The sequence below is a fragment of the Klebsiella spallanzanii genome, from assembly GCF_902158555.1.
Taxonomy (GTDB): domain Bacteria; phylum Pseudomonadota; class Gammaproteobacteria; order Enterobacterales; family Enterobacteriaceae; genus Klebsiella; species Klebsiella spallanzanii.
Map to the genome: position 1 here is coordinate 359,671 of NZ_CABGGS010000001.1, position 26,711 is coordinate 386,381.

Below are 26,711 nucleotides of genomic sequence, written 5' to 3' on the forward strand. Positions count from 1 at the left end.
GGAAACAACACATGACCTCACGCGTGATTGCCCTGGATTTAGACGGCACCCTACTGACCGGAAAAAAAACAATCCTTCCCGCCTCGCTCGACGCACTGGCTCGCGCCAGAGACGCTGGATACCAGGTGATCGTCGTCACCGGCCGACATCACGTCGCTATCCATCCTTTTTATCAGGCACTGGCTCTGGATACACCTGCAATTTGTTGTAATGGCACTTATTTGTATGATTATCATGCAAAAAAGGTTCTGGAGTCGGATCCGATGCCGGTAGATAAAGCCCTGAACCTGGCGGAAATGCTAAGCGAGCATGATATCCACGGCCTGATGTATGTTGATGATGCCATGCTTTATGAACAGCCCATAGGACACGTCATCCGCACCGCCAACTGGGCACAGACGCTGCCCATCGAACAGCGCCCGATATTAACCCAGGTTGACTCTTTAGCCCTGGCAGCCCGCAATGTACAAGCCGTGTGGAAATTCGCCCTGACCGATGAAGATACCGCAAAACTGCAGCGCTTTGCCCAGCATGTCGGCCAGACGCTAGGTCTGGAATGCGAATGGTCGTGGCACGATCAGGTTGATATCGCCCGCGAAGGCAACAGCAAAGGCAAACGCCTGGCGCAGTGGGTAGCATCGCAGGGCCTGTCGATGCAGGATGTCGTCGCTTTCGGCGATAACTACAACGACCTTAGCATGCTGGAAGCCGCCGGTACCGGCGTGGCGATGGGCAACGCAGTGGATGAAGTCAAAGCGCGCGCCAATGTGGTGATTGGTGAAAACGAAACCACCAGCATCGCCGACTACATCAATCGCCACCTGCTTTAATCAGGCGGCGATTGACACGCTTTTTATTTGCGCATACAGCTGCTGGCCTGGGGTAATTCCCAGGTCATCGCGCGCCCAGGGACTGATACGAGCCCACAGCGTTCGACCGCTAATTTCAAGCCTGACCTCAACCTGCCCGTTGCTTTCGATGCACTGCATCACCTGCGCGGGTAAAATATTACGGATGCTGGTTCTCTGCCCTGGCTGTAGTACCAGCGAGACATCTGAAGCCTGAATGCGGATACGCGCCGTCTCTCCCGGCAGTCTGTCGAGCTGATTGACCCATATCTGCTGGTCGCCGAGCGCCAGGGCGGTCATCGCATATTGCGGATGCTGAGCGGCAATGGTCACATTGAGAATGGTGCTTTGCTGATCCTGCGGTAGCCAAGGGTGCATTATGCTGCTGCTCCACACCGCTTCCAGATCGCCAAAAGCTTTCACTTTCCCCTCTTCCAGCACCAGCACTTTATCCGCCAGATGCTGAATCTCATCCAGGGAATGGCTGACGTAGAGCATCGGGATGTTAATCTCCCGCGCCAGACGTTGCAGATAGGGCAACAGCTCGCGTTTACGCGGAATATCCAGCGATGCCAGCGGTTCATCCAGCAGCAGCAGCTCCGGTGCGGTGAGCAGCGCCCGGCCAATGGCTACCCGCTGTTTTTCACCACCGGAGAGCCCTCCCGGCAGCCTGTCAAGCAGCGGCGCGATGCCAAGCAGATCCACCAGCTTATCGAACTGGTCAGCCATACTCTTCGCCATGCCGTACTTCAGATTGCCGCGCACCTTGTAGTGCGGAAACAGGCGAGCATCCTGAAAAACATAGCCAATACGGCGTTTTTCCGGCGCCAGGCAGATGCGTTTTTCGGCATCATTAAGCACTCGGCCGTTAAGCACGATGCGCCCCTGCTGCGGGCGCGTCAGGCCGCTAATGGCGTTAATCAAAGAGGTTTTTCCCGCGCCGGAAACGCCAAACACCGCCGTGATGCCGCTGGCGGGGAGCGACTCACGGATCTGTAGACAGTGAGTACCCAGCGTCTGGGTAAAATCGAGTTCGAGCATGATTATTTCCCCATCCGCTTACGGCTTAAACGGGCCAGCCATTCTGAAATCAGCAGCGAGACGAGCGCCAACACAATCGAAATCAAGCATAAACGCGCGGCCGCGCCTTCGCCGCCAGGGGTCTGAATCAGGGTATACATTGCCGAAGGAATGGTGCGCGTTTCGCCGGGAATATTGGAGACAAAAGTGATCGTCGCGCCAAACTCGCCCAGAGAGCGGGCGAAGGCCAGTACGGTACCGACAATAATACCGGGTAGCGTCAATGGTAACGTAATGGTGAAAAATACCCGCCAGCGGCCCGCGCCGAGGGTACGAGCGGCTTGCTCAAGCTTGATATCCACCCCTTCCAGCGCCAGGCGAATAGCCCGCACCATCAGCGGAAAGGACATCACTGATGCCGCCAGTACCGCACCGCGCCAGCTAAAGGCAAAGCTCAGACCAAACCAGTCATAGAGCCAGCTGCCGATAAATCCGCGTCGCCCCATCGCAATCAGCAACAGATAGCCTACCACCACCGGCGGCAACACCAGCGGCAGGTGGATAATGCTATCGAGCAGCGCTTTGCCGGGAAAATCCCGTCGGACCAGCAGCCAGGAAAAAAAGATCCCAAAAGGTAAGCTAAACACCACCGCCAGGGATGAAACTTTCAGGCTCAGCAGTACCGCCTGCCATTCGGGATCGCTTAAGAACATTAGTGGGTCGTAAATCCGTAACGTTTAAAGATGGCCGAAGCTTCCGGTCCTTTCAGATAATCATAAAATGCGCTAACCGTCGCATTTTTATGTCCGTCAACGATAGCCAGCGGATATTCGACTTTCTTGTGGGAATCTTCCGGGAAGGTGCCGACAACTTTCACGCCTTTACTGGCAACGGCATCAGAGCCGTAAACAATACCCAACGGGGCTTCGCTACGTTCAACCAGCGCCAGCGCACCGCGCACGTCTTCCGCCGGAGCCAGCTTCGGTGACAGGGTTTCCCAAGCACCCAGTTTTTGTAGCGCTTCTTTGGCATAGATGCCCGCAGGCACATGCTCAGGATCGCCAACCGCCAGACGCCCCCCCTTCAGCAGGCTAGTCCAGTCAGTTTTATCATTGATGGTGATATCGCCCTGAGCGCTGGCTTTCGGCGCAACGACAACCAGGCTATTGCCCAGCAGAGTGGCGCGTGTCGCAGTATCAATACTCTTTTTCTCAACCGCGTAGTCCATCCATTTTTGGTCAGCGGAGATAAACAGATCCGCAGGCGCGCCCGCTTCAATCTGTCGTGCCAGAGTCGATGAAGAAGCAAACGAAGAAACAACATCAACGTTTTTCTCTTTCTTATACTCTTTAGCGATATCCTGCATTGCGTTAGTCAGCGATGCCGCTGCAAACACCGTAATTTTACCGTCTTCCGCCAGCGCGTGACCTGCAACGGAGAGCGTTAACGTTGCTCCGGCAAAAAAGCGTAACCATTGACCTGCCATCTGAAACTCCTGTGAGTGCGTTATGTAGGAGCTAATATAGCGATAAGATTGGGGTTTTCCCAGAGCAAATTGGGGGTAATTAGAGGCGGATCAATTGAGGGGACGAATAAAAACGCCCGGTAGAACCGGGCGCAGGGAAATCAGTGATTTTGCGGTCTGCTGTCTTTGTGACCGGCTCCGGAGAAGAGGTTAAACACTTCGCCCAGCCCGTAAATCAGACCCAGGATGATAGCCATCACCACAGGGACCATGACTACGGCAAAAACCAGACTTTTCAATAGCTCTAACATGGTTGGCTCCAGAAAGTACGAATGCTTTATTGTAACGAATTCAGCCGGAAAAACACGCCCCATTTGTGCGGTGCCTCACAGGCCGCCGCAACAGATGCATCTTGCAAGATGACCGCTATCGGTCACAATACCCTTTTTTCGTCAGGATATGATTATGCAGGCCGAAATTCTTCTTACCCTTAAATTACAGCAGCGCCTGTTCGCCGATCCCCGCCGTATCGCCCTGCTGAAACAGATTGACCAGACGGGCTCCATTAGCCAGGGGGCAAAAAACGCGGGCATCAGCTATAAAAGCGCATGGGATGCCATTAATGAAATGAATCAGCTGAGCGAGCAAACCCTGGTCGATCGCGCCACCGGCGGCAAAGGCGGCGGCGGTGCGGTTCTCACCCGCTACGGGCAGCGGCTGATTCAGCTTTACGATTTGCTGGCGCAGATTCAGCAGAAAGCGTTTGATGTCCTGAGCGATGATGACGCCCTGCCCCTCGACAGCCTGCTGGCAGCCATTTCACGTTTCTCACTACAAACCAGCGCACGCAACCAGTGGTTTGGCACCATTACCGGCCGCGACCATCAGCAGGTGCAGCAGCATGTTGACGTGCTACTGGCCGACGGGCAAACCCGTTTTAAAGTGGCCATTACCGCGCAAAGCGCCGATCGACTGGGCCTTGATGAAGGTCAGGAAGTACTCGTGCTGTTGAAAGCGCCGTGGGTCGGTATTACCCAGGATTCAACGCTGGCGGAACAGGCTGATAACCAGCTAGCCGGACGTATCAGCCATATCGAGCGCGGGCCGGAACAGTGTGAAGTGCTGATGGCGCTCCCGGATGGCCAGATCCTTTGCGCCACCCTACCGGTAGAACAGGCGAAAAACCTTGAAGAAGGCGCGGAAGCGATAGCCTATTTTAATGCCGATCGCATCATTCTCGCCACGTTGTGCTAATGGCATTGACATTGCGCCCGTGAAGACGTATCCCTGAAGCACATCGCTGCAAAAAGTGGGATACACAATGTCATTATTGCAAATTTCGCAAGGCACGTTTCGCCTGAGCGACACAAAAACGTTAAATATTGAGCACCTCAGCGTGCGCGCTGGCGAAAGCTGGGCTTTCGTCGGCAGCAACGGCAGCGGGAAATCAGCCCTTGCGCGGGCGCTGTCCGGCGAGCTAACGCTGCTTAGCGGCCAGCGCGAGAGCACGTTTTCGCGCATCACCCGCCTCTCTTTTGAACAGTTGCAAAAGCTGGTCAGCGATGAGTGGCAGCGCAACAACACCGATTTGCTCAGCCCAGGAGAAGAAGATACAGGGCGCACGACGGCGGAAATCATTCAGGATGAGTGTAAAGACCCCTCTCGCTGCGTTCACCTTGCCGAACAGTTTGGTATTGGCCACCTGCTACAGCGCCGCTTTAAATATCTCTCTACCGGCGAAACGCGCAAAACGCTGCTGTGCCAGGCGCTGATGGGCGACCCCGATCTGCTCATTCTTGATGAACCGTTCGACGGACTCGATGTTGCCTCGCGCCAGCAACTGGCGGAACGGCTGGCGACGCTTAATCGCGAAGGTATCACCCTCGTGCTGGTACTTAACCGTTTCGATGAAATACCGGAATTCGTCCAGTTCGCTGGCGTGCTGGCGGACTGCGTCCTGAGCGAAACTGGAGAAAAGCAGGCGCTGCTGAAACAGGCGCTGATCGCCCAACTGGCCCACAGCGAAAAGCTTGACGGCATGACCCTACCGGAGCCGGACGCCCCGGCCGCGCGTCACGCGCTGGACGACAATGCGCCGCTCATCGTGCTGAACGACGGCAGAGTTTCTTATAACGATCGGCCGATCATTAACCACCTGAACTGGACGGTAAATCCCGGCGAACACTGGCAAATAGTCGGCCCTAACGGTGCCGGTAAGTCCACGCTGCTCAGCCTGGTGACCGGCGATCATCCGCAGGGGTACAGCAACGACCTGACTCTGTTTGGCCGCCGTCGTGGCAGCGGCGAAACCATCTGGGATATAAAAAAGCATATTGGTTACGTGAGCAGCAGCCTGCATCTGGAGTACCGCGTCAGCACCAACGTGCGTAACGTTATTCTTTCGGGCTACTTCGACTCTATCGGCATCTACCAGGCCGTTTCCGACAAGCAACACAAGCTGGTGCAAAACTGGCTGGATATTCTGGGTATCGACAAACGCACCGCCGATGCGCCGTTTCATAGCCTTTCCTGGGGACAGCAGCGGCTGGCGCTAATCGTCCGCGCCCTGGTCAAGCATCCCACGCTGTTGATCCTGGATGAACCGCTACAGGGCCTGGATCCGCTCAACCGCCAGCTGGTACGTCGCTTTATTGATGTGCTCATTAGCGAAGGTTCAACACAGCTGCTGTTTGTTTCCCACCACGCCGAGGACGCACCGGACTGCATTACCCACCGCCTGGCGTTTATTAGGAGTGGAGACGGTTACACTTACCAGGTGGGTCCGCTGGAAAATTAAGCCTATACAGGGATCTGCGGATCCCTGATTTTTTCAGAATTATATCCACTAAATCCCATACCGCCCTGTTTTTAAAATAAAAAATATTAAATTTGGCAATTGAAATTTTTAGTGTAAACGATTCCACCAATTTGGCCTGTGTCACACTTTTCACATCTTTGGTATGCTATCTTCTTCTCACACGATAAGCCTATTGGAGCGAATCATGAAAGTACTGGTTACAGGTGGTAGCGGTTACATTGGAAGTCACACCTGCGTTCAACTGCTACTGCAGGGACATGAAGTGATTATTCTCGACAATCTCTGCAACAGTAAGCGCAGCGTATTGCCGGTCATTGAACGTCTCGGCGGGAAAAGCGCCACCTTTGTCGAAGGCGATATTCGTAATGAAGCGCTGATGACGGAAATTCTCCACGATCACGCGATTGAAGCCGTGATCCATTTCGCCGGTCTGAAAGCCGTCGGAGAGTCCGTCGCCAAACCGCTGGAATACTACGACAATAACGTAACCGGCACGCTGAAATTAGTTTCCGCTATGCGGGCAGCTGGCGTTAAAAACTTCATTTTTAGCTCCTCCGCCACCGTCTACGGCGACCAGCCCAAAATTCCTTATGTTGAAAGTTTCCCGACCGGCACTCCGCAGAGCCCATATGGCAAAAGCAAGCTGATGGTTGAGCAGATCCTGACGGACCTGCAAAAAGCGCAGCCGGACTGGAGCATCGCGCTGCTGCGCTACTTCAACCCGGTCGGCGCGCATCCGTCGGGCGACATGGGGGAAGATCCGCAGGGCATCCCGAACAACCTGATGCCATACATTGCGCAGGTTGCCGTTGGTCGTCGCGAATCGCTGGCGGTCTTCGGTAACGATTACCCGACCGAAGATGGCACTGGCGTTCGTGACTATATTCACGTCATGGACCTTGCCGACGGTCACGTCGCGGCAATGGAAAAACTGGCTGATAAAGCAGGCGTGCATATCTACAACCTTGGCGCAGGCGTCGGCAGCAGCGTGCTTGACGTGGTCAATGCCTTCAGCAAAGCCTGCGGTAAACCGATTAACTACCACTTCGCGCCACGCCGCGACGGCGACCTCCCGGCCTACTGGGCGGACGCTGAAAAGGCCGATCGCGATCTGAACTGGCGCGTGACGCGCAACCTTGACGAAATGGCGCAGGACACCTGGCACTGGCAGTCCCGTCATCCGCAGGGTTATCCAGACTAAGGAACCTTCATGAGCGTATTTAACCCCGTCGACCATCCACATCGTCGTTATAACCCGTTAACCGGGCAGTGGATTCTGGTTTCTCCGCATCGCGCCAAGCGCCCCTGGCAGGGGGCGCAGGAAACGCCGGCAAAGCAAACGTTGCCCGCGCACGATCCGGACTGCTTCCTGTGCCCGGGTAATACCCGCGTCACCGGTGACACTAACCCGAACTACACCGGTACGTTTGTTTTTACCAATGACTTTGCGGCTTTGATGACCGACACCCCTGACGCCCCGGAAAGCGACGACCCGCTAATGCGCTGTCAGAGCGCCCGCGGCACCAGCCGGGTCATCTGCTTCTCGCCAGACCACAGCAAAACGCTGCCGGAACTGAGCGTTGAAGCGCTGGAAGGCGTGGTTAAAACGTGGCAGGAACAGACCGCGGACCTCGGAAAAACCTATCCGTGGGTCCAGGTCTTTGAGAACAAAGGAGCAGCGATGGGCTGCTCCAACCCGCATCCGCATGGCCAGGTATGGGCAAACAGCTTCCTGCCTAACGAAGCGGAGCGCGAAGACCGTCTGCAAAAAGACTACTTCACCGAGCACGGCGCGCCGATGCTGGTGGATTATGCGCAGCGCGAATTGGCCGACGGTAGCCGCACCATCGTCGAGACCGAACACTGGCTCGCCGTGGTCCCCTACTGGGCAGCGTGGCCATTTGAAACCCTGCTGCTACCGAAAGCGCACATCCGGCGCCTGACCGATTTAACCGACGACCAGCGCAGCGACCTTGCTCTGGCGTTGAAAAAGCTGACCAGCCGTTACGACAACCTGTTCCAGTGCTCATTCCCCTACTCGATGGGCTGGCACGGCGCGCCGTTTAACGATGAAGAGAATAATCACTGGCAACTGCATGCGCATTTTTATCCGCCGCTGCTGCGCTCCGCCACGGTGCGCAAATTTATGGTCGGCTATGAAATGCTGGCTGAAACCCAGCGTGACCTGACGGCCGAGCAGGCCGCCGAACGTCTGCGCGCTGTGAGCGACGTCCATTTTCGCGAATCCGGAGTATAACCATGAGTCTGAAAGAGAAAACCCAAGCCCTGTTTGCTGAAAAGTTTGGCTATCCGGCCAGCCACGTTATCCAGGCCCCTGGCCGCGTTAACCTGATCGGCGAACATACCGACTATAACGATGGGTTCGTGCTGCCCTGCGCAATTGATTACCAGACGGTCATCAGCTGCTCGCCACGTGACGATCGTATCGTGCGGGTGATTGCCGCCGATTACGACAATCAGACCGATGAGTTCTCTCTGGACTCGCAGATTACCCGCCACGATACCCAGCAGTGGTCAAACTATGTTCGCGGCGTGGTTAAACATCTCCAGCAGCGGAATAACAACTTCGGCGGCGCAGACCTGGTCATCAGCGGTAACGTGCCGCAGGGCGCAGGACTAAGCTCCTCGGCTTCACTGGAAGTCGCCGTCGGTACCGTGTTCCAGCAGCTTTATCACCTGCCCCTCGACGGCGCGCAGATTGCGCTGAACGGTCAGGAAGCGGAAAACCAGTTCGTTGGCTGCAACTGCGGCATCATGGACCAGCTCATCTCCGCACTCGGTAAAAAAGACCACGCGCTGCTGATCGACTGCCGCTCCTTAGGGACTAAAGCAGTCTCGATGCCAAAAGGCGTCGCGGTGGTAATTATCAACAGTAACTTTAAACGCACACTGGTCGGCAGCGAGTACAACACCCGCCGCGAACAGTGCGAAACCGGCGCTCGCTTTTTCCAGCAGCCCGCTCTGCGTGATGTCACTCTGGCTGAGTTCAACGCTGTCGCCCACGAGCTTGATCCGGTTGTCGCCAAACGCGTTCGCCACGTGCTGACTGAAAACGCCCGTACCGTGGAAGCCGCCACGGCGCTGGAAAAAGGCGATCTGCTGCGAATGGGCGAACTGATGGCGGAATCTCACGCCTCAATGCGCGATGATTTTGAAATTACCGTACCGCAGATTGATACCCTGGTGGAGATCGTCAAAGCGACCATCGGCGATAAAGGTGGTGTCCGCATGACCGGCGGCGGTTTCGGCGGCTGTATTGTCGCGCTGATGCCGGAAGATCTGGTCGATACCGTGCAGCAGGCCGTTGCTAAAGAGTACGAAGCAAAAACCGGTATTAAAGAGACTTTCTACGTCTGCAAGCCGTCTCAGGGAGCTGGACAATGCTAAACCAAACAACGGAGCTGGCGCCGGACGGCCAGCCGTGGAATATTCTCACCCTGCGTAACGGCGCGGGGATGACGGTCACCGTGATGGACTGGGGCGCCACGCTGCTCTCAGCTAAAGTGACGCTGGCTGACGGTAGCGAACGAGAAGCGCTGCTCGGCTGCGCGACCCCTGGCGACTATACGCGCCAGGCCGCTTATCTCGGCGCTTCCGTCGGCCGTTACGCTAACCGAATCGCCAACAGCCGCTTTCCCCTTGATGGCCGCATCGTCAACCTGACGCCGTCCAACGAGGCTGGCCACCAGCTACACGGCGGCCCAGAAGGTTTTGATAAGCGCCGCTGGCAAATTGTTAGCGCCGACGCTCGCCACGCGCTGTTTTCGCTCTCCTCTCACGATGGCGATCAGGGATTTCCCGGCAATCTGACGGCAACGGCGCACTACCGCCTGACCGACGATAACCGGATCTCTATCGAGTATCGCGCCACCGTTGACCAGCCCTGTCCGGTGAATTTGACCAACCACGTCTATTTCAACCTGGATGGTGTGCAGAGCGACGTGCGCAACCATACGCTGCAAATCTTTGCCGATGCTTATCTACCTGTAGAAAGCGACGGTATTCCGGGAGGCGATTTACAAAACGCCACCCTCACCAGCTTCGATTTCCGTACGCCGAAGGTACTGGCGGACGATTTCTTGCGCGACGAAGACCAGCAGAAAGTGAAAGGTTACGACCACGCCTTCCTGCTCCAGGCGCTGGGCAACGCCAGCAGCCCGGCGGCTCACGTCTGGTCGGAGGATAAAAAGCTACAGATGACGGTTTATACCTCCGCGCCGGCCCTGCAATTCTACTCCGGCAACTATCTGGGCGGCACGCCGTCGCGTACAGGGCAACCGTACGATGACTGGCAGGGTCTGGCGCTGGAGAGCGAGTTCCTGCCGGATTCACCGAACCACCCGGAATGGCCGCAGCCAGATTGCGTTCTGCGCCCCGGCGAAGAGTACGTCAGCCTGACGGAATATCAGTTTATTGCCAAATAATCCCCAGCCCTCCTGATGGAGGGTTTTTTTATCCTTTCGCTGAAAAATACGCCACTTACAGACAAAAACATAACCTCTGTTTTACAAGCACCTTACACTGAGCCACTATTTTCGCTATGGTTAGGGATAAGCATTGCCGTGAGGTAAATCACAGCAATATAATGAGAATTGTTATCATTCAAATAAAGCTTGAGGAGTAAGAGAATGGCTGTAACTAAGCTGGTACTCGTTCGTCACGGCGAAAGCCAATGGAATAACGAAAACCGTTTCACCGGTTGGTATGACGTTGACCTGTCTGAAAAAGGCGTTGGTGAAGCAAAAGCAGCCGGTAAGCTGCTGAAAGAAGAAGGCTTCAGCTTCGATTTTGCTTATACCTCTGTGCTGAAACGTGCCATCCACACCCTGTGGAACGTACTGGATGAGCTGGATCAGGCCTGGCTGCCGGTTGAGAAATCCTGGAAACTGAACGAGCGTCATTACGGTGCGCTGCAGGGTCTGAACAAAGCAGAAACCGCTGAAAAATACGGTGACGAGCAGGTTAAGCAGTGGCGTCGTGGCTTTGCGGTAACGCCGCCGGAGCTGACCAAAGACGATGAGCGCTATCCGGGCCACGATCCGCGCTACGCAAAACTGACCGATGCAGAACTGCCAACTACCGAAAGCCTGGCGCTGACTATCGACCGCGTTGTGCCTTACTGGAACGAAACCATTCTGCCGCGCCTGAAAAGCGGTGAGCGCGTGATTATCGCCGCTCACGGTAACTCCCTGCGTGCGCTGGTGAAGTACCTCGACAACATGGGCGAAGCCGAGATCCTCGAACTGAATATCCCGACTGGCGTACCGCTGGTGTATGAGTTCGACGAAAACTTCAAACCTATCAAACACTACTATCTGGGCAATGCCGACGAAATCGCTGCAAAAGCGGCTGCCGTTGCCAACCAGGGCAAAGCGAAGTAATTAATTTACCGGATAGCTCAGGCTATCCGGTAGCTTCTATACCCTGATAACCCCGTCCAGAATCACTTGTGACCTTCCCAGGGAACAGCGCTCCACTCGACTTCGCACATTGAACACTTCCGCTAGATTTTCAGCAGTAATGACCGCCTCCGGCGCACCGCTCGCCACCAACTCCCCTTCTTTAAGCATCAAAACATGTTCACCATGCTGCAAAGCGATGTTGATATCATGCACCACAACCAGCGTGACCATATTTCGCGCTCGGGTCTCCCTTGCAATTAAATCCATCACATGAAACTGATAATTCAGGTCTAGCGCACTAAGAGGTTCATCCAGCAATAACAGCTGCGGATGGTGGATTAGCGATTGCGCAAGCCCTACTAGCTGCCGCTGGCCGCCGGAGAGCTGGTCAAGATAGCGCAACGATAAATGAGCAATACCAAGCTGATCCAGCAATGTCAGAGCCTGTGCTTCTCTGTGGCGAGGCTCCCGATCTCCCGATGCGCGCTGAGCGACAACAACCGATTCCAGTACTTGTAGGTGGACGCCCTGCGGCAGCGACTGCGGTAAAAACACCACTTTCTTTGCGCGTTCGGCAAAAGATAGCGACAGCAGGTTTTCTCCTGCCAATAGCACTTCGCCATACGCTTTGTTCAGCCCGGCCAATGAACGTAGCAAAGTCGATTTCCCGCAGCCATTTGGCCCCAAAAGAACAGTAATTTTTCCGCAAGGGAGTTCTGAAATATTCAGATTGCGGATCATCGGCCTTTTAAGGTACCCGGCGTTGATTCCCCGAAGGCTCAAGCCGCTCATGACATACTCCCGCGATGGCGCACAATAATGCTCAGGAAAAACGGTACACCAACTAACGAGGTAACGATTCCGACGGGAATAATAATGCCAGGAAAAATATTCTTAGACGCAATAGAAGCCAGTGAAAGCACCAGCCCACCGGTCAACACGCTACCGGGTAGAAAAAAGCGATGGTCTTCACCAAATAGCATGCGCGCAATATGCGGCGCTACAAGCCCGATAAAACCAATCGGACCGACAAATGCAACCGATAGCGCCGACAGCAAGCTAATACGCAGCAACGAAGATAAACGCAGGCGGCGTACATCAATGCCAAAACTCATGGCGCGATCTTCCCCGAGACGCAGTGCCGTAAGCTGCCAGGCGCTACGCATTGACCACAGCATGACAATAACAAACGCCAGCGCCAGGGTGAGCAATTTCTCCCATGATGCTCGCGCCAGACTGCCCATCGTCCAGAACACCAGTCCCTGCAAAGTGTCTTCATCGGCAATAAACTGCATCATCGACACCAGGGCATTAAAGGTAAAAACCAGAGCAATACCAAACAGCACCACCCCGGAGGTGGCGACGCGGGTCCAGCGGGTAATACCGTCCAGCAGCAATGCGGACAATAAGGCAAAAGCAAACGCATTCGCCGGAATAGCCCACGATGGGGGCACTCCAGGAATGCTAATCCCCAATATAATGGCTAACGCAGCGCCGAATGCCGCCGCGGATGACACCCCAAGAGTGAATGGGCTGGCCAGCGGGTTATTCAGGATAGTTTGCATTTCAGCACCCGCCAGACCAAGCGCCATACCCACTAACAGCGCCATCAGCGCATAAGGTAAACGGATCTGCCAGACAATAATCCGCGTCCCAGGACTGACGCTCGCCGGATGTAAAAGGCTTTGCCAGAGTTCAGTAAGAGACAAGCCCGCCGGACCAAATGTAAAGTCCAACAGCAGCGACACGATAATTGCCAGCGCTATCCCTAGCGCCAACAGTAGCCGTTTGCGTACGATCAGGCGATAACGACGGCTAATCGACACTAACGACCTGTCATCAGTAGGTTGCGACATAACAATCCTTCGAGGTCGGCCTATTTCGGCGGGTTGAGCACATCGTTAATCTGCGCATCATTGAGCGTTATGCCAAAAAATTGCTGATAAAAATGACGCGTTTCCAGATTCATATCCACATCGGCAAAGCGCTGGGGGTAGAGCATTTTAGCCAACCAGAGGAACTGCATGGCCTCCTCGCTGGTTTCCCTACACCACCAGAACATCCCTTTCGGATTCACGTAAACACGATGGTTGAGTACCGCATCAACCTGTGACCACTGAGGAGAGGTCATAATCGTATCAGCATCGCGCTTATTCATCGCCACGATAACGGCTGGATTCGCCGCAACAATTCGCTCAAGCGGTACTTCCCCGGCTCGATTCGGTTTATTCGTAAACCAGTTTTCAGCAATGTTCCTTGCGCCAGCAAGCTCCATCCAGTCCTGGTTAAGCGATGGTTTTCCGGTTGTGGTCAGCGGGTTTCCCATACTGTGATACACCGCAACACGCTCATTTGGCGGCACATCTTTCAGGCGCTCTTTCACCAGCGCTACATTGTGCTCAAAATAGTGCTGGTAGCGTTTCGCCTTTTCCTGAGCATCAGGCCCCAGCACATCTGCCGTTTTTTGAATCCTTGAGGTTAGAGCCGGCATTGAGTTGGCTTCAAAGGCCAAAACCCGCACGCCTGCCTGCTCAAGCAGAGCTTGTTTCGGCACGGTCATCGATTTCGGCACAAACAGCAGTTGAGTACCCAATGAAATAATCTGCTCAGGATCAAGTTCATGGCCACTATTCACACTTACAGCAGCAACATCATCAATGCGCGGCAAACTCTGACGAAACAACGGGATCTTTTTGGCGACCATCGACGTACCGACGATGTTATCGCCATAGCCCAGCATGGTAATGATGGTATTCTGCGCAGGCCACGGTGAAGCGATGCGAACGTCGCTGTGCGGTTGTGCAGCAAACACACCTCCCGCAACCAGCCAGACCAGAACCGCGAAAACACGATTGAACATCATCACTTACCCCTTAAAAATCAAAGGTTACAGTGGCGCGCACCTCTCGCCCGCTGCCAATAAAAGCGCTCGGCGAGCCATTATCACCATCGGTACCTGACGGGAAAATTGATGCCCAATAATGCTTGTCGAACACGTTATTCACGGCCACACGGAAGGTCGTCGGCAGGTTGTTGATTTTGGTAGTGTAACGAGTACCTAGATCCCACGTGGTATAACTGCTGGCCCACGCGGTGTTGGTGTCGTTAGCCGCGCGTTTCCCGGTATAATGAACGTTCGCGCTATAAACCCACTGCGGCATGGACGGTAAACTGTATTCCGCCAGCAGGTTTGCCTGCACTTTAGGTACACCAACAACCTGCTTATCGCTGGTGGAATCGCTGACGGTATCTTTCAGTTTCGGATTGAGGAACGTTACGCCGCTATAGATGTTCAGCCCTTGCCAGAGGTTGCCGGATGCGGTGAGTTCCAGCCCGTTGTTGACCTGGTTCCCCTGATCTTTATACACATTGTCATTAGGATCTACGTATGCAAAAGGGCGCTCGAGGCGAAACAGCGCCGCACCAAGGTTCATCCCCGCTATATCGGCTTTTAGCCCCATCTCATACTGTTTACTACGATATGGGTCGAGGGTTTGTCCGGCATTTTTAACATCGCTGTTCGTCGGCGCCGTTCCTCCCTGCTCCAGAGATTCTGCATAGCTCACATAGGCCATCACATTCGGCGTAATTTTATACATTACCGCCGCATTCGGACTCAGGCCGTTTTCATCAATTTGAGCCGTTTTGTCACCGCTTTTATCGTAATTTTTTGACTGGATCCAACTCTGACTGAGGTAGAACATAGCGGACCACTTCGGCGTCAGCGTCACGGTATCCCCAATCGTAATGCTCTGCTGAGTATTAACACTGGATTTATAGCGCGAGCCGTTAGTGTTGATTTTGCCATCACCCTGTTCGTACATTTCCGACGGATGATACATATTGGTCGTTCCCCAGTTATACGTCGCTCCGGTCCCTTTTGCGCCATAGATCGACCAGACGTAACCGGTAGTCGAGAGCGCAATATCATGACCGATAGAGCCCGTATCCACATGCCCGCTTAACGTCGCGGTATTGCTCAACACCCGGAAACGTCCCGCCGCCGTGGAGTCTTTCATTGAACGGCTGATATCGCCCTGATTATTGATTATTTTGCTGGAAACGCTACGCATTGCGCGGTCCGCCTGCTGCCAGCCCACCCCTGCTGTCAATGACCAGTCATCATTGAAATAATGAATCAGTCGCGTGCTCACGGTGTCGGTCGTCAGGTCATTACCGGCGGTACTTAGCGCGAGGTTCTTATTTTTCCCATCGGGTGCGGAAGGCAGTTTGATACCGGGACCGTAACTAAAGCTTCCCGGATATCCCTTTTGAATAAACTCATAATGGCTGGCATCCAGCTGCAGCTGAGTTCCCGGTTGAATATTCCAGTCCAAAGCAACGGAAAGCAGTTTACGACGCAGCGTACTGTCATCCAGGTTACCCTCACCTTCCTGGTTCAAAACGTTGACGCGATAGCCAAAGCGGTTTTCATCATCGAAATGTCCGCCTAAATCAGCGTGACCGGTGAAGGCGCTACGACTTTGATAACCCAGGGTAACTTTGCGTAGTGTCTCTTGTGTAGGACGTTTAGCCACAAAATTAAACTGTCCTGCCGGGCTTGCCGGGCCATAAAGCGCCCCGGTTAAGCTATTAAGAACGTCCAGTCGCTCAAGCATTTCGACCGGAAATGCCGTTGTGGAGACAATATTTAAGCCATCAAGTCGGCTATTCGCGACAACACTACCCTGCATACCCCGGCTTTGCGGTCTGCCAACATCCATTCCGCCTCGCGCCTGCATTTGCGTGCTGGGGGAATACTTCAGCAATTCGCTCACGCTGTGCGCCTGCTGATTTTCAATCATTTCTTTGGTGACGGTCGTTGTGGAATACGGCGTTTCGACCCAACTTCTGTTTCCCAGCGGTCCGATATCAATATCATTTGTTTTGAATCCGGAGCCTGATTCAGCATGCGTCGAATTACCTGAAAGCTTGCTGGTCACAACCATGACCTCTTCCGGGGAGGCGGCAGCAAAGGTGCTTTGTGGTGTCAGAGTAAGGAGTAAAGGAAATAAAGATGCCAGTTGGATAGGTTTATGCATAATGAATATCTGTCGTTATGTAAAAATTTATATTACGATCGACAAATATGTAAAAATTTGATTTCAATCATCTCAAAAGTTTTAAACGCGGAATTAACCCTTTGTGATTAAAGAAAATTAAATACAAAAAAACCGGCTTCATTAGCCGGTTTTTTTGACCTAGAAAATGCTTCAGCTAGCCGCGACGCGCTTTTACCGCATCCGCCAGTTGACGCAGGATAACATCGGTGTCTTCCCAGCCAATACAGGCATCGGTAATACTTTTGCCGTAGGTCAGGGGCTCGCCGCTCTCGAGGTTCTGATTACCTTCCACCAGGTGGCTCTCAATCATCACGCCCATAATCGACTGTTCGCCACCAGCAACCTGTTGACACACGTCCACGCCGACATCCATCTGCTTTTTAAACTGCTTGCTGGAGTTGGCATGACTAAAATCGATCATGATCTGAGCAGGAAGACCCGCTTTCGCCAGCCCAACCTTCACTTCAGCGACGTGCTGCGCGCTATAGTTTGGCTCTTTACCGCCGCGCAGGATGATATGGCAATCGCTGTTACCGCTGGTGTTCACGATAGCCGAATGGCCCCACTTGGTCACCGACAGGAAGCAGTGCGGCGCACCGGCAGCATTAATCGCGTCAATCGCGACTTTAATCGTCCCGTCGGTACCGTTTTTGAAACCAACCGGGCAAGAGAGGCCGGAAGAGAGTTCGCGATGCACCTGAGACTCAGTGGTACGCGCGCCAATCGCTCCCCAGCTCATCAGATCGGCAAGATACTGCGGGGTGATCATATCGAGGAATTCCCCGGCAGCAGGCAGCCCGCTGTCGTTGATATCCAGCAGCAGCTTACGCGCAATACGCAGACCATCATTGATGCGGAAGCTGTTATCCATATGCGGATCGTTAATCAGCCCTTTCCACCCCACGGTGGTGCGCGGTTTCTCAAAATAAACGCGCATCACGATTTCCAGCTCGCCTTTTAGCTCTTCACGGAGCTTGAGCAGACGTTCAGCGTACTCTTTTGCCGCCGCCGGATCGTGAATAGAACATGGCCCAATCACCACCAGCAGGCGATCGTCATTGCCTTTCAGGATCTGATGGATTGCTTTGCGAGCATGCGCGACGGTATTCGCAGCATTTTCGGTAGCAGGGAATTTTTCCAGGAGCGCAACGGGAGGTAATAATTCGTTGATCTCTTTAATGCGTAAATCGTCGTTCTGATAATTCATCTTATTTCCAGCGTTGCCATACTTATCTAGTTAAATGCAATCCCTCCAATCTATCTCTTCAGTCAAAAAGTGTAAACATGATTTTACAGCACCGACAGAATACTCCTGGAATTAGGCTAAATTCGACCATAAAGTAGCGAAATGATGGCCATAAACTACAATTTTTAACTGTTAGAACTTAATTTTCTTTAGCATTCAGCATTATATATTAATGCCGTTCGCTGATACCGAGCCTTCAACTATCGCCAGTTAAACCTCGGAAAAATGCACTGTTGGAAGCGTTGTCCGACAAATCGACCATGACAGGAGCATCTAATGAAAACGAACAAACTTACTAGCCTTTTCCTCGCAGCAACCCTGAGCCTGGCTAGCGGCGCGGTTATTGCCGCCGATGCTGGCGCGCAATCTAATAACGGGCAGGCCAACTCGGCAGCCGATGCCGGACAGGTCGCACCTGACGCACGGGAGAACGTAGCGCCTAACAATGTGGACAACGGCAACATTAATACTGGTTCCGGCAATACCGGCGGCACTATGCTCCACCCCGATGGCTCAAATATGAACCATGACGGCATGTCGAGCGATGAAGTGCATAAAAACTCGATGTGTAAAGATGGTCGTTGCCCGGATACCGATAAAAAAATCGGCCAGGGCGATGCCAGTAAAACTGACGGCACCACCCAATAATTGTCGTGTGATGTTGATAATTAAGGAGAGCTCAGGCTCTCCTTTTGCATTTTGTTAAACTAAAAGCGCGATGTTGTCATAAAGTAATAGGGAAAATAATAACGTAGGGATGGCGCCATGGGGCACTCACACTCGCATACTCCTGCTCAACAACCTGAAGATAATAATGCTCGCCGCCTGCTGCTGGCGTTCTGTATAACCGCCGGATTTATGCTGGTTGAGGTCGTTGGCGGACTGCTCTCAGGCTCGTTGGCACTGCTGGCCGATGCCGGGCATATGCTTACCGACGCGGCAGCTTTGCTATTCGCTTTTTTAGCCATTCACTTTGCCCGCCGTCCGCCGAATACCCGCCACACTTTTGGTTGGCTGCGGCTGACCACGCTGGCGGCATTTCTCAACGCAATCGCCCTGGTGGTAATTACCATCCTGATCGTCTGGGAGGCCATCCAGCGCTTTCATCATCCTCAACCGGTTGCCGGTAAAACGATGATGATCATCGCCGTTGCCGGGTTGTTGGCCAATATCCTGGCATTCTGGATCCTGCATCGCGGCGATGAGGAACGTAACCTCAACGTGCGGGCCGCCGCTCTGCACGTACTAGGGGATATACTCGGTTCCGTCGGAGCGATAATCGCCGCAATAGTGATTCTTACCACCGGCTGGACGCCTATCGACCCGATTCTCTCCGTGCTGGTATCGTGTTTGGTTTTGCGTAGTGCCTGGCGTTTGCTTCAGGAGAGTATCAATGAACTTCTGGAAGGTACGCCGCGTTCGCTTGATGTCGATGCACTCAAGCGCGACTTACGCCGCTCAATACCGGAAGTGCGCGACGTTCATCATGTTCATGCCTGGCTGGTGGGTGAGAAAACGGTGATGACGCTGCATGTTCAGGTAGTGCCGCCGCACGATCACGACGGCCTGCTGGAGCGCATTCTACATTTCTTACAGCATAAATATGAGATTGAACACGTTACGGTACAGATGGAATATCAGCCTTGTAACGGCCCGGAGTGCCGTCTTAACATGACGCACGCCGGGCATGAACATCACCACCACCACTAGCGAGAAAACGCGTGAGAGCCGCGCTCACGCGCGCTGTTAATCCACATTCGACTGCCGTTGAGCGCAATGAATGTCAAAAGCAGATATTCCAGCGACATTGCGTAGACGCCCTGAAGGGCAAAAATAACCACGCTAATGACGTTGATAATCACCCACAGCAGCCAGTTCTCAACATATTTACGCGTCATCAGAATCATCGCCGCAATCGACAACACCATCATGCAAGAGTCCCAGAATGGGAAGGCATCTGGCTGTAGTTCCGGCATTGCAACCTGTAAACCCAGCATCTGCATCAGCGCGACGGCAATCCGCGTCAGAAACGCAAAGACAGGGTTAATAAATACCGTCATCAAGCCAATCGCCGCCACGCAGGCAACCAGCCAACCCAACGCTTTCGGCAGCGGCAACCAGCGGATTTGCAGCTCCGCCTGATTATCACTGGTTTGCCGTGACCAGGCGTACCAGCCGTAGACGTTGGCCGCGAAGAAAAAGACCTGCAGCAAAAGGCTTGCGTAGAGCTGAATCTGGAAGAAGATAATGGCGAACAAAGTCACATTGATCAGCCCAAATGCATAGTTGCTGATCTTCTCCAGGCTTGCCAACCAGATGCATAAAAGACCGGCGACGGTGCCAACCGCTTCAATCCACGATAGATCGTACCCACCGGTGCCAATGGGTATGTGCACTAATATGTTCTGCGTACTAAAAAAATCCATCTTTTCCCCAGAGCGTACTGTGACGCAGTAATGAGTTATCCCCGAAGTGTAGCCGCAAAATCGAGCATTCTGTTCAGCGGGACCAACGCCCCGGTACGCAGATGTTCATCAACATGAATTTCATGTTCAGCACCTCCTTTCTCCAGCCCTTCAGCAATTGCCTTCAAGCCGTTCATCGCCATCCACGGACAATGCGCGCAGCTGCGGCAGGTTGCCCCTTCGCCAGCCGTAGGCGCTTCCAACAGCTCTTTCTCCGGTACCGCCTGCTGCATTTTGTAGAAAATACCGCGGTCTGTGGCCACTATTAGCTGCTTCTGCGATAGCGTTTTAGCCGCATTGATTAACTGACTTGTTGAACCCACCGCATCGGCCATATCGACAATCGCCTGTGGTGATTCAGGGTGAACCAGCACCGCCGCATCAGGATAAAGGGCTTTCATTCTTGCCAGCGCTTGAGTTTTGAATTCATCATGAACAATGCAAGCCCCCTGCCAGCACAGCACATCAGCACCAGTCTGTTTTTGGACGTAGCTGCCCAAATGGCGGTCCGGTGCCCAGATGATTTTTTCGCCCATGCTATCAAGATGCTCAATGAGTTCGACCGCAATACTGGAGGTTACAACCCAGTCAGCACGAGCCTTAACCGCCGCAGAAGTATTGGCATAGACCACCACGGTACGATCCGGGTGAGCATCGCAGAAGGCGCTAAACTCCTCAATCGGGCAGCCCAGGTCGAGAGAACACTCGGCATGCAGCGTGGGCATCAGGATGGTTTTTTCCGGACTGAGGATTTTTGCCGTTTCCCCCATAAAGCGCACTCCGGCAACCAGCAACGTTGAAGCAGAGTGACGAGCGCCGAACCGAGCCATCTCCAGGGAATCCGAGATACAGCCGCCGGTCTCCTCAGCCAGTTGCTGAATTTCCGGGTCGGTGTAGTAATGGGCAACCATCACCGCATCGCGCTCGCGCAGCAGGCGTTTAATCTTTTCACGATAGAAGTGCTTCTCATCGCGGCTTAACGGCATTGGCTTCGGCGGAAAAGGATAAATCGCCGCTTCCGGGTCAAACATTACGCTCATCTTGCAGTCTCGTTTCGCTGGCTTAACTTTCAGACCGTAATCAGCCTGTAAAAAGGCATTAATCGGCCATGGTGTTTTATATGCTAAACAAGATAGCCGATTGTACGGAAAATGTCGTGAGGTATTTTATTACTTAGCCAGCATTTCCCGGAGGCGATGCTGCGCATCTGTCCGGGCTACCGGCCTGTGCAAGATGCAAGGCACCAAGGTGGAATAGCGCAACATTGGATAATGTGGTACTTGAGGAAAGGCTGGATAGCAAAAAAGCGCCTTTAGGGCGCTTTTTTACATTGGTGGGTCGTGCAGGATTCGAACCTGCGACCAATTGATTAAAAGTCAACTGCTCTACCAACTGAGCTAACGACCCCTTGCGGGATTTTACTGCTTGAAGTATTCAGGATGGTGGGTCGTGCAGGATGACTCGGCTTCGCCTCGCCCTACGGGCCGTTACTAACGTAACGTTATCCTTCACGCTTACTACCAGTGCTTACCTAAGCATTGGTGGGTCGTGCAGGATTCGAACCTGCGACCAATTGATTAAAAGTCAACTGCTCTACCAACTGAGCTAACGACCCGCTCGGGTACTTCCTGAATCTTTCTTCACTCGTCACCAATCGAAATTGGTGGGTCGTGCAGGATGACTCGCTTTCGCTCGCCCTACGGGCCGTTGCTGATGCAACGTTATCCTTCACGTTTAACATCTGAGTTTGATGTTAAATTGGTGGGTCGTGCAGGATTCGAACCTGCGACCAATTGATTAAAAGTCAACTGCTCTACCAACTGAGCTAACGACCCGAGTGGTGGGTGATGACGGGATCGAACCGCCGACCCCCTCCTTGTAAGGGAGGTGCTCTCCCAGCTGAGCTAATCACCCGATACTACGCTGGATACTGCTTTTAGTGGTGGGTCGTGCAGGATTCGAACCTGCGACCAATTGATTAAAAGTCAACTGCTCTACCAACTGAGCTAACGACCCACTATTTTCGCCGCTTTGGGCTTGTTCGATATCCCTTGGCAACGGCGGCATATATTACTGATTTCAGAATTCAGCGCAACAACAATTTAGATAAAGATCGCTTAACTGCTTAGGATTCATGCGACAAGACCAGAAATAACGCGATTTCTGGTCATGCCATAATCATCCGAGTGCGCTAAGACGCTTTTGCGCTTGTTTGGCGCCATCGGTGCCAGGAAATTTACTGACAACCTGCTGGTAAACTGCTTTCGCTTTTGCAGTATCGCCTTTGTCCTGCATGATCACGCCGACTTTAAACATCGCATCGGGTGCCTTCGGGGATTTTGGGTAGTTCTTCACCACGGAAGCGAAATAATACGCGGCATCGTCTTTTTTACCCTTGTTGTAATTCAACTGACCGAGCCAATAGTTGGCATTCGGTTGATACGTTGAGTCAGGGTACTTTTTAACGAAGTTCTGAAAGGCAGCAATCGCATCTTCCTGGCGGGAAGAATCCTTCACCAGCGCGATAGCCGCATTGTAATCGGTATTCGCATCGCCAGTCTGCACCGGCGCGCCTGACGAAGCCGCTGGCGCAGTCGCCGTAGCCCCCTGATCGCCCGCAGATGCCTGCGTTTGCGCTCCCGTCGCACCGCCGCCACTGCTCAGACCGTCGATCTGCAGCAGGATCTGCTTCTGGCGTTCAACAACCTGATTCAGCTGATACTGGCTTTCCTGGATTTGACCGCGCAGGGAATCAATATCGGACTGATTATCGGAGAGTTGCTGCTGGAGTTGGGTTAAAAGCTGGCTGTGAGCATTGGAAATACGCTCGAGTTGAGTGACGCGGTCTTCGACCGAGCCTGAGCCGACACTACTGATTGGCGCCTGAGCAAAAGCGGCCCAGGGGGCCGCTATGCCAACCAGTAACGACAGACTCAACAGATGATGTCTGAAGTTACTGCTCATGCAATTCTCTTAGTAAACCAGTACGGCGCGACGGTTTTTGGCGTAAGCCGCTTCGTCGTGGCCCAGTACTGCAGGTTTTTCTTTACCGTAAGAAACGATGGAGATCTGGTCGGCAGAAACACCTTTGCCCTGCAGATACATCTTAACGGCGTTAGCACGACGCTCACCCAGAGCGATGTTGTATTCCGGAGTACCACGCTCATCCGCATGACCTTCTACGGTCACTTTGTAGGATGGGTTGCTACGCAGGAAGTTAGCGTGCGCGTCCAGCATTGCAGCGAAGTCAGAACGGATATCGTATTTGTCCAGATCGAAGTAAACGATATTGTTCTGCTGCAGCTGTTGCATCTGCAGACGAGCCTGCTCTTCGGAAGACATGTTGCCGCCGTTAGCGTTACCGTCCATACCAGTGCCGGCACCCAGCATGCCTTCACCGCTCTGGTCGTTGCTGGCGTTCTTGTTAGAAGAACACGCTGCGATTGCCATAACCGGCAGAGCGATCAACAGCCCTTTCAGCACTTTGTTCAGTTGCATTTCTTTGATTCCTTTAATAATCAATTATTTATTATCACAGATACGGCGACCAGGCAGGTGATTTTACCTGTCCATCAGTTGCCGGAAGACGCGCTTTGAAACGCCCATCTGTAGAAACCAGATTCAGCACGGATCCCATCCCCTGAGAAGAGCTGTAGATTACCATAGTGCCGTTAGGTGCCAGACTCGGCGTTTCATCTAAAAACGTTGATGACAGAACCTGCACACCACCCGCTTCCAGATCTTGTTTGGCAATGTGCTGCTGACCACCGGCCGAGCTTACCATTACCATAGTTTTACCATCTGCGCTCACGTCCGCGTCCTGGTTTTGTGAACCTTCCCAAGTAATACGCTGCGGCGTGCCGCCATTAATATTGACTTTATACACCTGTGGACGACCGGCCTGGTCGGAAGTAAAGGCCAGGTTCTGGCTATCCGGGAACCAGCTTGGTTCGGTGTTGTTGCTGCGACCGTTGGTCACCTGGCGAATCTGACCAGAGCCCAGATCCATGACGTACAGGTTCAGGCTACCGGTTTTCGACAGGGCGAAGGCCAGTTTGCTACCATCCGGAGAGAACGACGGCGCGCCGTTATGCTGCGGGAACGAAGCAATCTGACGAACAGAGCCGTTAGCCAGCGTCTGGACGACCAGCGCAGAACGACCGCTTTCAAAGGTTACATAGGCCAGCTTAGCGCCATCCGGAGACCAGGCCGGAGACATCAGCGGCTGGGTGGAACGGTGAACGAGGAACTGGTTGTAGCCATCGTAGTCAGATACGCGCAGCTCATACGGGAACTGACCACCGTTGGTCTGCACAACGTAGGCGATACGGGTACGGAAAGCGCCCTTGATACCGGTCAGCTTCTCAAATACCGCGTCGCTGGCAGCATGCGCGGCATAGCGCAGATACTGTTTAGTGACTTTAAATGAGTTCTGAGCAAGCACGGTACCCGGCGCACCGCCGGTATCAACCAGCTGGTAGGCCACGTTATAGGAACCGTCCGGGTTTTGCGTAACCTGGCCGACGACAACGGCATCAACACCGAGCGCAGACCATGCCGCAGGCTGCACTTCCTGAGCGCTGCCCGGCTGCTGAGGCAGGCGAGAGCGATCGAGCGGATTAAACTTGCCGCTGTTACGCAGGTCAGCCGCCACAATACCACCCACATCTTCCGGCGCAGCACCCTGCCCCGCCCACTGGAACGGCACAACGCCGATTGGGCGTGCCGAGTCAACCCCTTGGGTAATCTCGATACGTACTTCTGCGTGCAGCACTGCCGCCCACAGCATTAAAAAACCAAATGCTACTCGTAATGCCTGCTTCATCATATCTCCCTTATCCAGGCGGAAAGCCCACGATAATTTAGCAGAATGTTAACAAACTCAAATACACAAAACTACCAAAACCCTGGGACTACCGAAGTTTGTTTTCCCCGTCGGAACGGGGAAAACTATCACTGAGGTTTGAAGTCCAGTGGCGCATTTTTGAATGTTTCATAAACAGCCTGCGACGGCGGTTTAGGGAACTTCGTCATTCGGCTCGTTGCCGCCAGCATTTGCTGACAGAACGCCGGATCGCCGCCTTCCGATTTCACACTTAACAGCGTTCCATCCTGAGCCAGATTCACACGTAAAGTACAGGTTTTGCCCTTATAGGTATCCCAGTCGTAGAGATGACCTTTAATCGCAGCCTGAACCTGTGAAATATAGCTGTTAATCTCAGCCTGAGATGCCCCACCCTGCCCCTGCTTACTTCCTTTAGCAGGTGCAGAGCCTCCAGCGCTACCGCTAGTGTTACCTTTCGGCGCATTCTTACCAGAGCTCAGGTCGCCGAGAAGATCGTCAACGCCGTTAGCCTCTTTTGCAGCAGCGGCTTTCTTCGCGGCTGCGGCCTTAGCAGCAGCGGCTTTCGCTGCTTTATCGGCGGCAGCCTTTTCTGCGGCAGCGGCTTTCGCTGCGGCGGCTTTCTCAGCTGCGGCTTTTTCCGCTGCGGCGGCTTTATCGGCTGCCGCTTTCTCGGCAGCAGCTTTCTGCGCAGCGGCTTTTTCTGCCGCTTTTTCGGCGGCAGCTTTTTCAGCAGCTGCCTGTTTAGCCGCTTCCTGTTGAGCTTTCTTCTCTGCCTGCTGCTGCGCTTTCTTCTCGGCTTCTTGCTGAGCTTTCTTCGCCGCATCGGCTTCGGCTTTCTTCTGTGCGTCCGCGGCTGCTTTCGCGGCTTCCGCTTCTGCCTGTTTTTTCGCATCAGCCGCCGCTTTTGCTGCAGCCGCTTCGGCTAGTTTAGCCTGAGCATCAGCCTTTGCTTTCGCATCCGCAGCGGCTTTGGCGGCAGCTTCCTGCGCCTCTTTCGCCTGAGCGTCTGCTTTAGCCTTTGCCGCAGCGGCAGCTTTCGCAGCAGCTTCCTCAGCCTGTTTCTGCTGTTCTTTTGCTTCTTTAGCCGCTTCCTGCGCCTGCAGACGATCCTGTTCCAGCTGTTTCAGCCGTTCCTGCTCGGCGGCCTGTTTCTCACGTAGCTCTTCCGCCTGCTGCTGAGCCTGCTTTTCACGCTGCTCGGCAGCACGACGGGCGCTGGCCTGCTGTTGCTGTTGGCGGTTGTAATTATTCACAACCGCTCCCGGATCGACCATTACCGCATCTATAGAAGAACCGCCGCCACCGCCGGCTGAAGCGTCCAGATGCTCGTCAAACGAACTCCATATCAGCAGCGCTATCAATACGATATGCAGCGCGACTGAAACTATGATCGCTCGTTTAAGCTTGTCGTTTTGTTCGGTTGCCTTTGACACTATCGGTTCCCAAAAACTGTTCGCCTGTTCCCGTTAATAACGCCAGCTATAAGACGGTTTCGTCCAAAAGCCGACATCCTGGCG

The 26,711-nt window shown here is 53.8% G+C and carries 25 protein-coding genes and 5 tRNA genes; 10 read left to right on the forward strand and 20 right to left on the reverse strand.

What is annotated here, in order from left to right:
• Positions 1-11 precede the first annotated feature (11 nt).
• Entirely contained in the window at positions 12-830 is an 819-nt protein-coding gene (locus tag FN082_RS01805) for a pyridoxal phosphatase (RefSeq protein ID WP_139538763.1), read from the forward strand.
• Here the strand turns inward: FN082_RS01805 and modC are convergent, their stop codons facing one another.
• From modC to FN082_RS01825, 4 genes are all read right to left on the reverse strand, one after another.
• On the reverse strand, positions 831-1,889 hold the full coding sequence (modC, locus tag FN082_RS01810; RefSeq protein ID WP_139538762.1) for a molybdenum ABC transporter ATP-binding protein ModC: 1,059 nt from the start codon (positions 1,887-1,889) through the stop codon (positions 831-833).
• A 2-nt stretch (positions 1,890-1,891) separates the two neighbouring features.
• The gene (gene modB, locus FN082_RS01815) at positions 1,892-2,581 is read right to left on the reverse strand and encodes a molybdate ABC transporter permease subunit (protein ID WP_139538761.1); all 690 of its coding nucleotides are present in this window, start codon (positions 2,579-2,581) and stop codon (positions 1,892-1,894) included.
• Positions 2,581-3,354 carry a molybdate ABC transporter substrate-binding protein gene (gene modA, locus FN082_RS01820; protein WP_112214441.1) on the reverse strand — a complete coding sequence of 258 codons (774 nt, stop codon included), beginning with the start codon at positions 3,352-3,354 and terminating at the stop codon, positions 2,581-2,583. The genes modB and modA overlap by 1 nt, the downstream gene beginning before the upstream one ends.
• Positions 3,355-3,494: 140 nt before the next feature.
• A complete protein-coding gene (locus FN082_RS01825) occupies positions 3,495-3,644 on the reverse strand; it encodes an AcrZ family multidrug efflux pump-associated protein (protein ID WP_004134988.1) in 150 nt (49 codons plus the stop codon).
• A gap of 154 nt (positions 3,645-3,798) precedes the next feature.
• Between FN082_RS01825 and modE the strand changes: the two genes are divergently transcribed.
• The 7 genes from modE (at position 3,799) to gpmA (ending at position 11,553) form a co-directional block, all read left to right on the forward strand.
• Entirely contained in the window at positions 3,799-4,587 is a 789-nt protein-coding gene (gene modE / locus FN082_RS01830) for a molybdenum-dependent transcriptional regulator (protein WP_139538760.1), read from the forward strand.
• 67 nt (positions 4,588-4,654) lie between these two features.
• Positions 4,655-6,130, forward strand: coding sequence for a molybdate ABC transporter ATP-binding protein ModF (gene modF, locus FN082_RS01835; RefSeq protein WP_142981048.1), 1,476 nt, complete (start codon positions 4,655-4,657; stop codon positions 6,128-6,130).
• Positions 6,131-6,335: 205 nt separating this feature from the next.
• On the forward strand, positions 6,336-7,352 hold the full coding sequence (gene galE, locus FN082_RS01840) for a UDP-glucose 4-epimerase GalE (protein WP_112214444.1): 1,017 nt from the start codon (positions 6,336-6,338) through the stop codon (positions 7,350-7,352).
• A 9-nt stretch (positions 7,353-7,361) separates the two neighbouring features.
• Entirely contained in the window at positions 7,362-8,408 is a 1,047-nt protein-coding gene (galT, locus tag FN082_RS01845; protein WP_142461919.1) for a galactose-1-phosphate uridylyltransferase, read from the forward strand.
• 2 nt (positions 8,409-8,410) lie between these two features.
• The gene (galK, locus tag FN082_RS01850; protein WP_142461920.1) at positions 8,411-9,559 is read left to right on the forward strand and encodes a galactokinase; all 1,149 of its coding nucleotides are present in this window, start codon (positions 8,411-8,413) and stop codon (positions 9,557-9,559) included.
• Complete coding sequence (gene galM / locus FN082_RS01855; RefSeq protein WP_142981049.1) at positions 9,553-10,596, forward strand: galactose-1-epimerase; 1,044 nt, start codon at positions 9,553-9,555, stop codon at positions 10,594-10,596. Before galK ends, galM begins: the two co-directional genes overlap by 7 nt.
• Before the next feature lie 204 nt (positions 10,597-10,800).
• On the forward strand, positions 10,801-11,553 hold the full coding sequence (gpmA, locus tag FN082_RS01860; protein WP_004100351.1) for a 2,3-diphosphoglycerate-dependent phosphoglycerate mutase: 753 nt from the start codon (positions 10,801-10,803) through the stop codon (positions 11,551-11,553).
• Positions 11,554-11,589: 36 nt separating this feature from the next.
• Here the strand turns inward: gpmA and FN082_RS01865 are convergent, their stop codons facing one another.
• From FN082_RS01865 to aroG, 5 genes are all read right to left on the reverse strand, one after another.
• Positions 11,590-12,366 (reverse strand): ABC transporter ATP-binding protein, encoded by a 777-nt coding sequence (locus FN082_RS01865; RefSeq protein WP_142981050.1) that lies wholly within the window; start codon positions 12,364-12,366, stop codon positions 11,590-11,592.
• The gene (locus FN082_RS01870) at positions 12,363-13,430 is read right to left on the reverse strand and encodes a FecCD family ABC transporter permease (RefSeq protein ID WP_139538754.1); all 1,068 of its coding nucleotides are present in this window, start codon (positions 13,428-13,430) and stop codon (positions 12,363-12,365) included. Before FN082_RS01870 ends, FN082_RS01865 begins: the two co-directional genes overlap by 4 nt.
• Positions 13,431-13,450: 20 nt before the next feature.
• Positions 13,451-14,437 (reverse strand): ABC transporter substrate-binding protein, encoded by a 987-nt coding sequence (locus FN082_RS01875; RefSeq protein WP_142981051.1) that lies wholly within the window; start codon positions 14,435-14,437, stop codon positions 13,451-13,453.
• A 10-nt stretch (positions 14,438-14,447) separates the two neighbouring features.
• Positions 14,448-16,523: a TonB-dependent receptor gene (locus FN082_RS01880; protein ID WP_235891720.1), complete on the reverse strand. Its 2,076-nt coding sequence runs from the start codon at positions 16,521-16,523 to the stop codon at positions 14,448-14,450.
• Positions 16,524-16,791: 268 nt separating this feature from the next.
• Positions 16,792-17,844, reverse strand: coding sequence for a 3-deoxy-7-phosphoheptulonate synthase AroG (aroG, locus tag FN082_RS01885; RefSeq protein ID WP_110276815.1), 1,053 nt, complete (start codon positions 17,842-17,844; stop codon positions 16,792-16,794).
• Between the two features lie 315 nt (positions 17,845-18,159).
• Between aroG and FN082_RS01890 the strand changes: the two genes are divergently transcribed.
• Positions 18,160-18,531 carry a YbgS-like family protein gene (locus tag FN082_RS01890; protein ID WP_142981052.1) on the forward strand — a complete coding sequence of 124 codons (372 nt, stop codon included), beginning with the start codon at positions 18,160-18,162 and terminating at the stop codon, positions 18,529-18,531.
• 117 nt (positions 18,532-18,648) lie between these two features.
• Positions 18,649-19,593, forward strand: a complete 945-nt coding sequence (gene zitB / locus FN082_RS01895; protein WP_142981053.1) for a CDF family zinc transporter ZitB — start codon at positions 18,649-18,651, stop codon at positions 19,591-19,593.
• Here zitB and pnuC read toward each other — a convergent pair.
• The 11 genes from pnuC to tolA all read right to left on the reverse strand — a co-directional run bounded on the left by pnuC (position 19,590) and on the right by tolA (position 26,627).
• Entirely contained in the window at positions 19,590-20,309 is a 720-nt protein-coding gene (gene pnuC / locus FN082_RS01900; RefSeq protein WP_139538748.1) for a nicotinamide riboside transporter PnuC, read from the reverse strand. The genes zitB and pnuC overlap by 4 nt on opposite strands.
• A gap of 35 nt (positions 20,310-20,344) precedes the next feature.
• Positions 20,345-21,388 carry a quinolinate synthase NadA gene (gene nadA, locus FN082_RS01905; RefSeq protein ID WP_139538747.1) on the reverse strand — a complete coding sequence of 348 codons (1,044 nt, stop codon included), beginning with the start codon at positions 21,386-21,388 and terminating at the stop codon, positions 20,345-20,347.
• 291 nt (positions 21,389-21,679) lie between these two features.
• A tRNA-Lys gene (locus FN082_RS01910) sits at positions 21,680-21,755 on the reverse strand.
• 132 nt (positions 21,756-21,887) lie between these two features.
• Positions 21,888-21,963 (reverse strand) — tRNA-Lys (locus FN082_RS01915).
• A gap of 144 nt (positions 21,964-22,107) precedes the next feature.
• Positions 22,108-22,183, reverse strand: a tRNA-Lys gene (locus tag FN082_RS01920).
• 3 nt (positions 22,184-22,186) lie between these two features.
• Positions 22,187-22,262 (reverse strand) — tRNA-Val (locus FN082_RS01925).
• Positions 22,263-22,288: 26 nt separating this feature from the next.
• Positions 22,289-22,364 (reverse strand) — tRNA-Lys (locus FN082_RS01930).
• A 162-nt stretch (positions 22,365-22,526) separates the two neighbouring features.
• On the reverse strand, positions 22,527-23,312 hold the full coding sequence (cpoB, locus tag FN082_RS01935) for a cell division protein CpoB (RefSeq protein WP_139538746.1): 786 nt from the start codon (positions 23,310-23,312) through the stop codon (positions 22,527-22,529).
• A 9-nt stretch (positions 23,313-23,321) separates the two neighbouring features.
• On the reverse strand, positions 23,322-23,846 hold the full coding sequence (gene pal / locus FN082_RS01940) for a peptidoglycan-associated lipoprotein Pal (protein WP_004100337.1): 525 nt from the start codon (positions 23,844-23,846) through the stop codon (positions 23,322-23,324).
• Positions 23,847-23,880: 34 nt separating this feature from the next.
• A complete protein-coding gene (tolB, locus tag FN082_RS01945) occupies positions 23,881-25,173 on the reverse strand; it encodes a Tol-Pal system beta propeller repeat protein TolB (RefSeq protein WP_139538887.1) in 1,293 nt (430 codons plus the stop codon).
• 128 nt (positions 25,174-25,301) lie between these two features.
• Positions 25,302-26,627, reverse strand: a complete 1,326-nt coding sequence (gene tolA, locus FN082_RS01950) for a cell envelope integrity protein TolA (protein ID WP_142461928.1) — start codon at positions 26,625-26,627, stop codon at positions 25,302-25,304.
• Between the last annotated feature and the right edge of the window lie 84 nt (positions 26,628-26,711).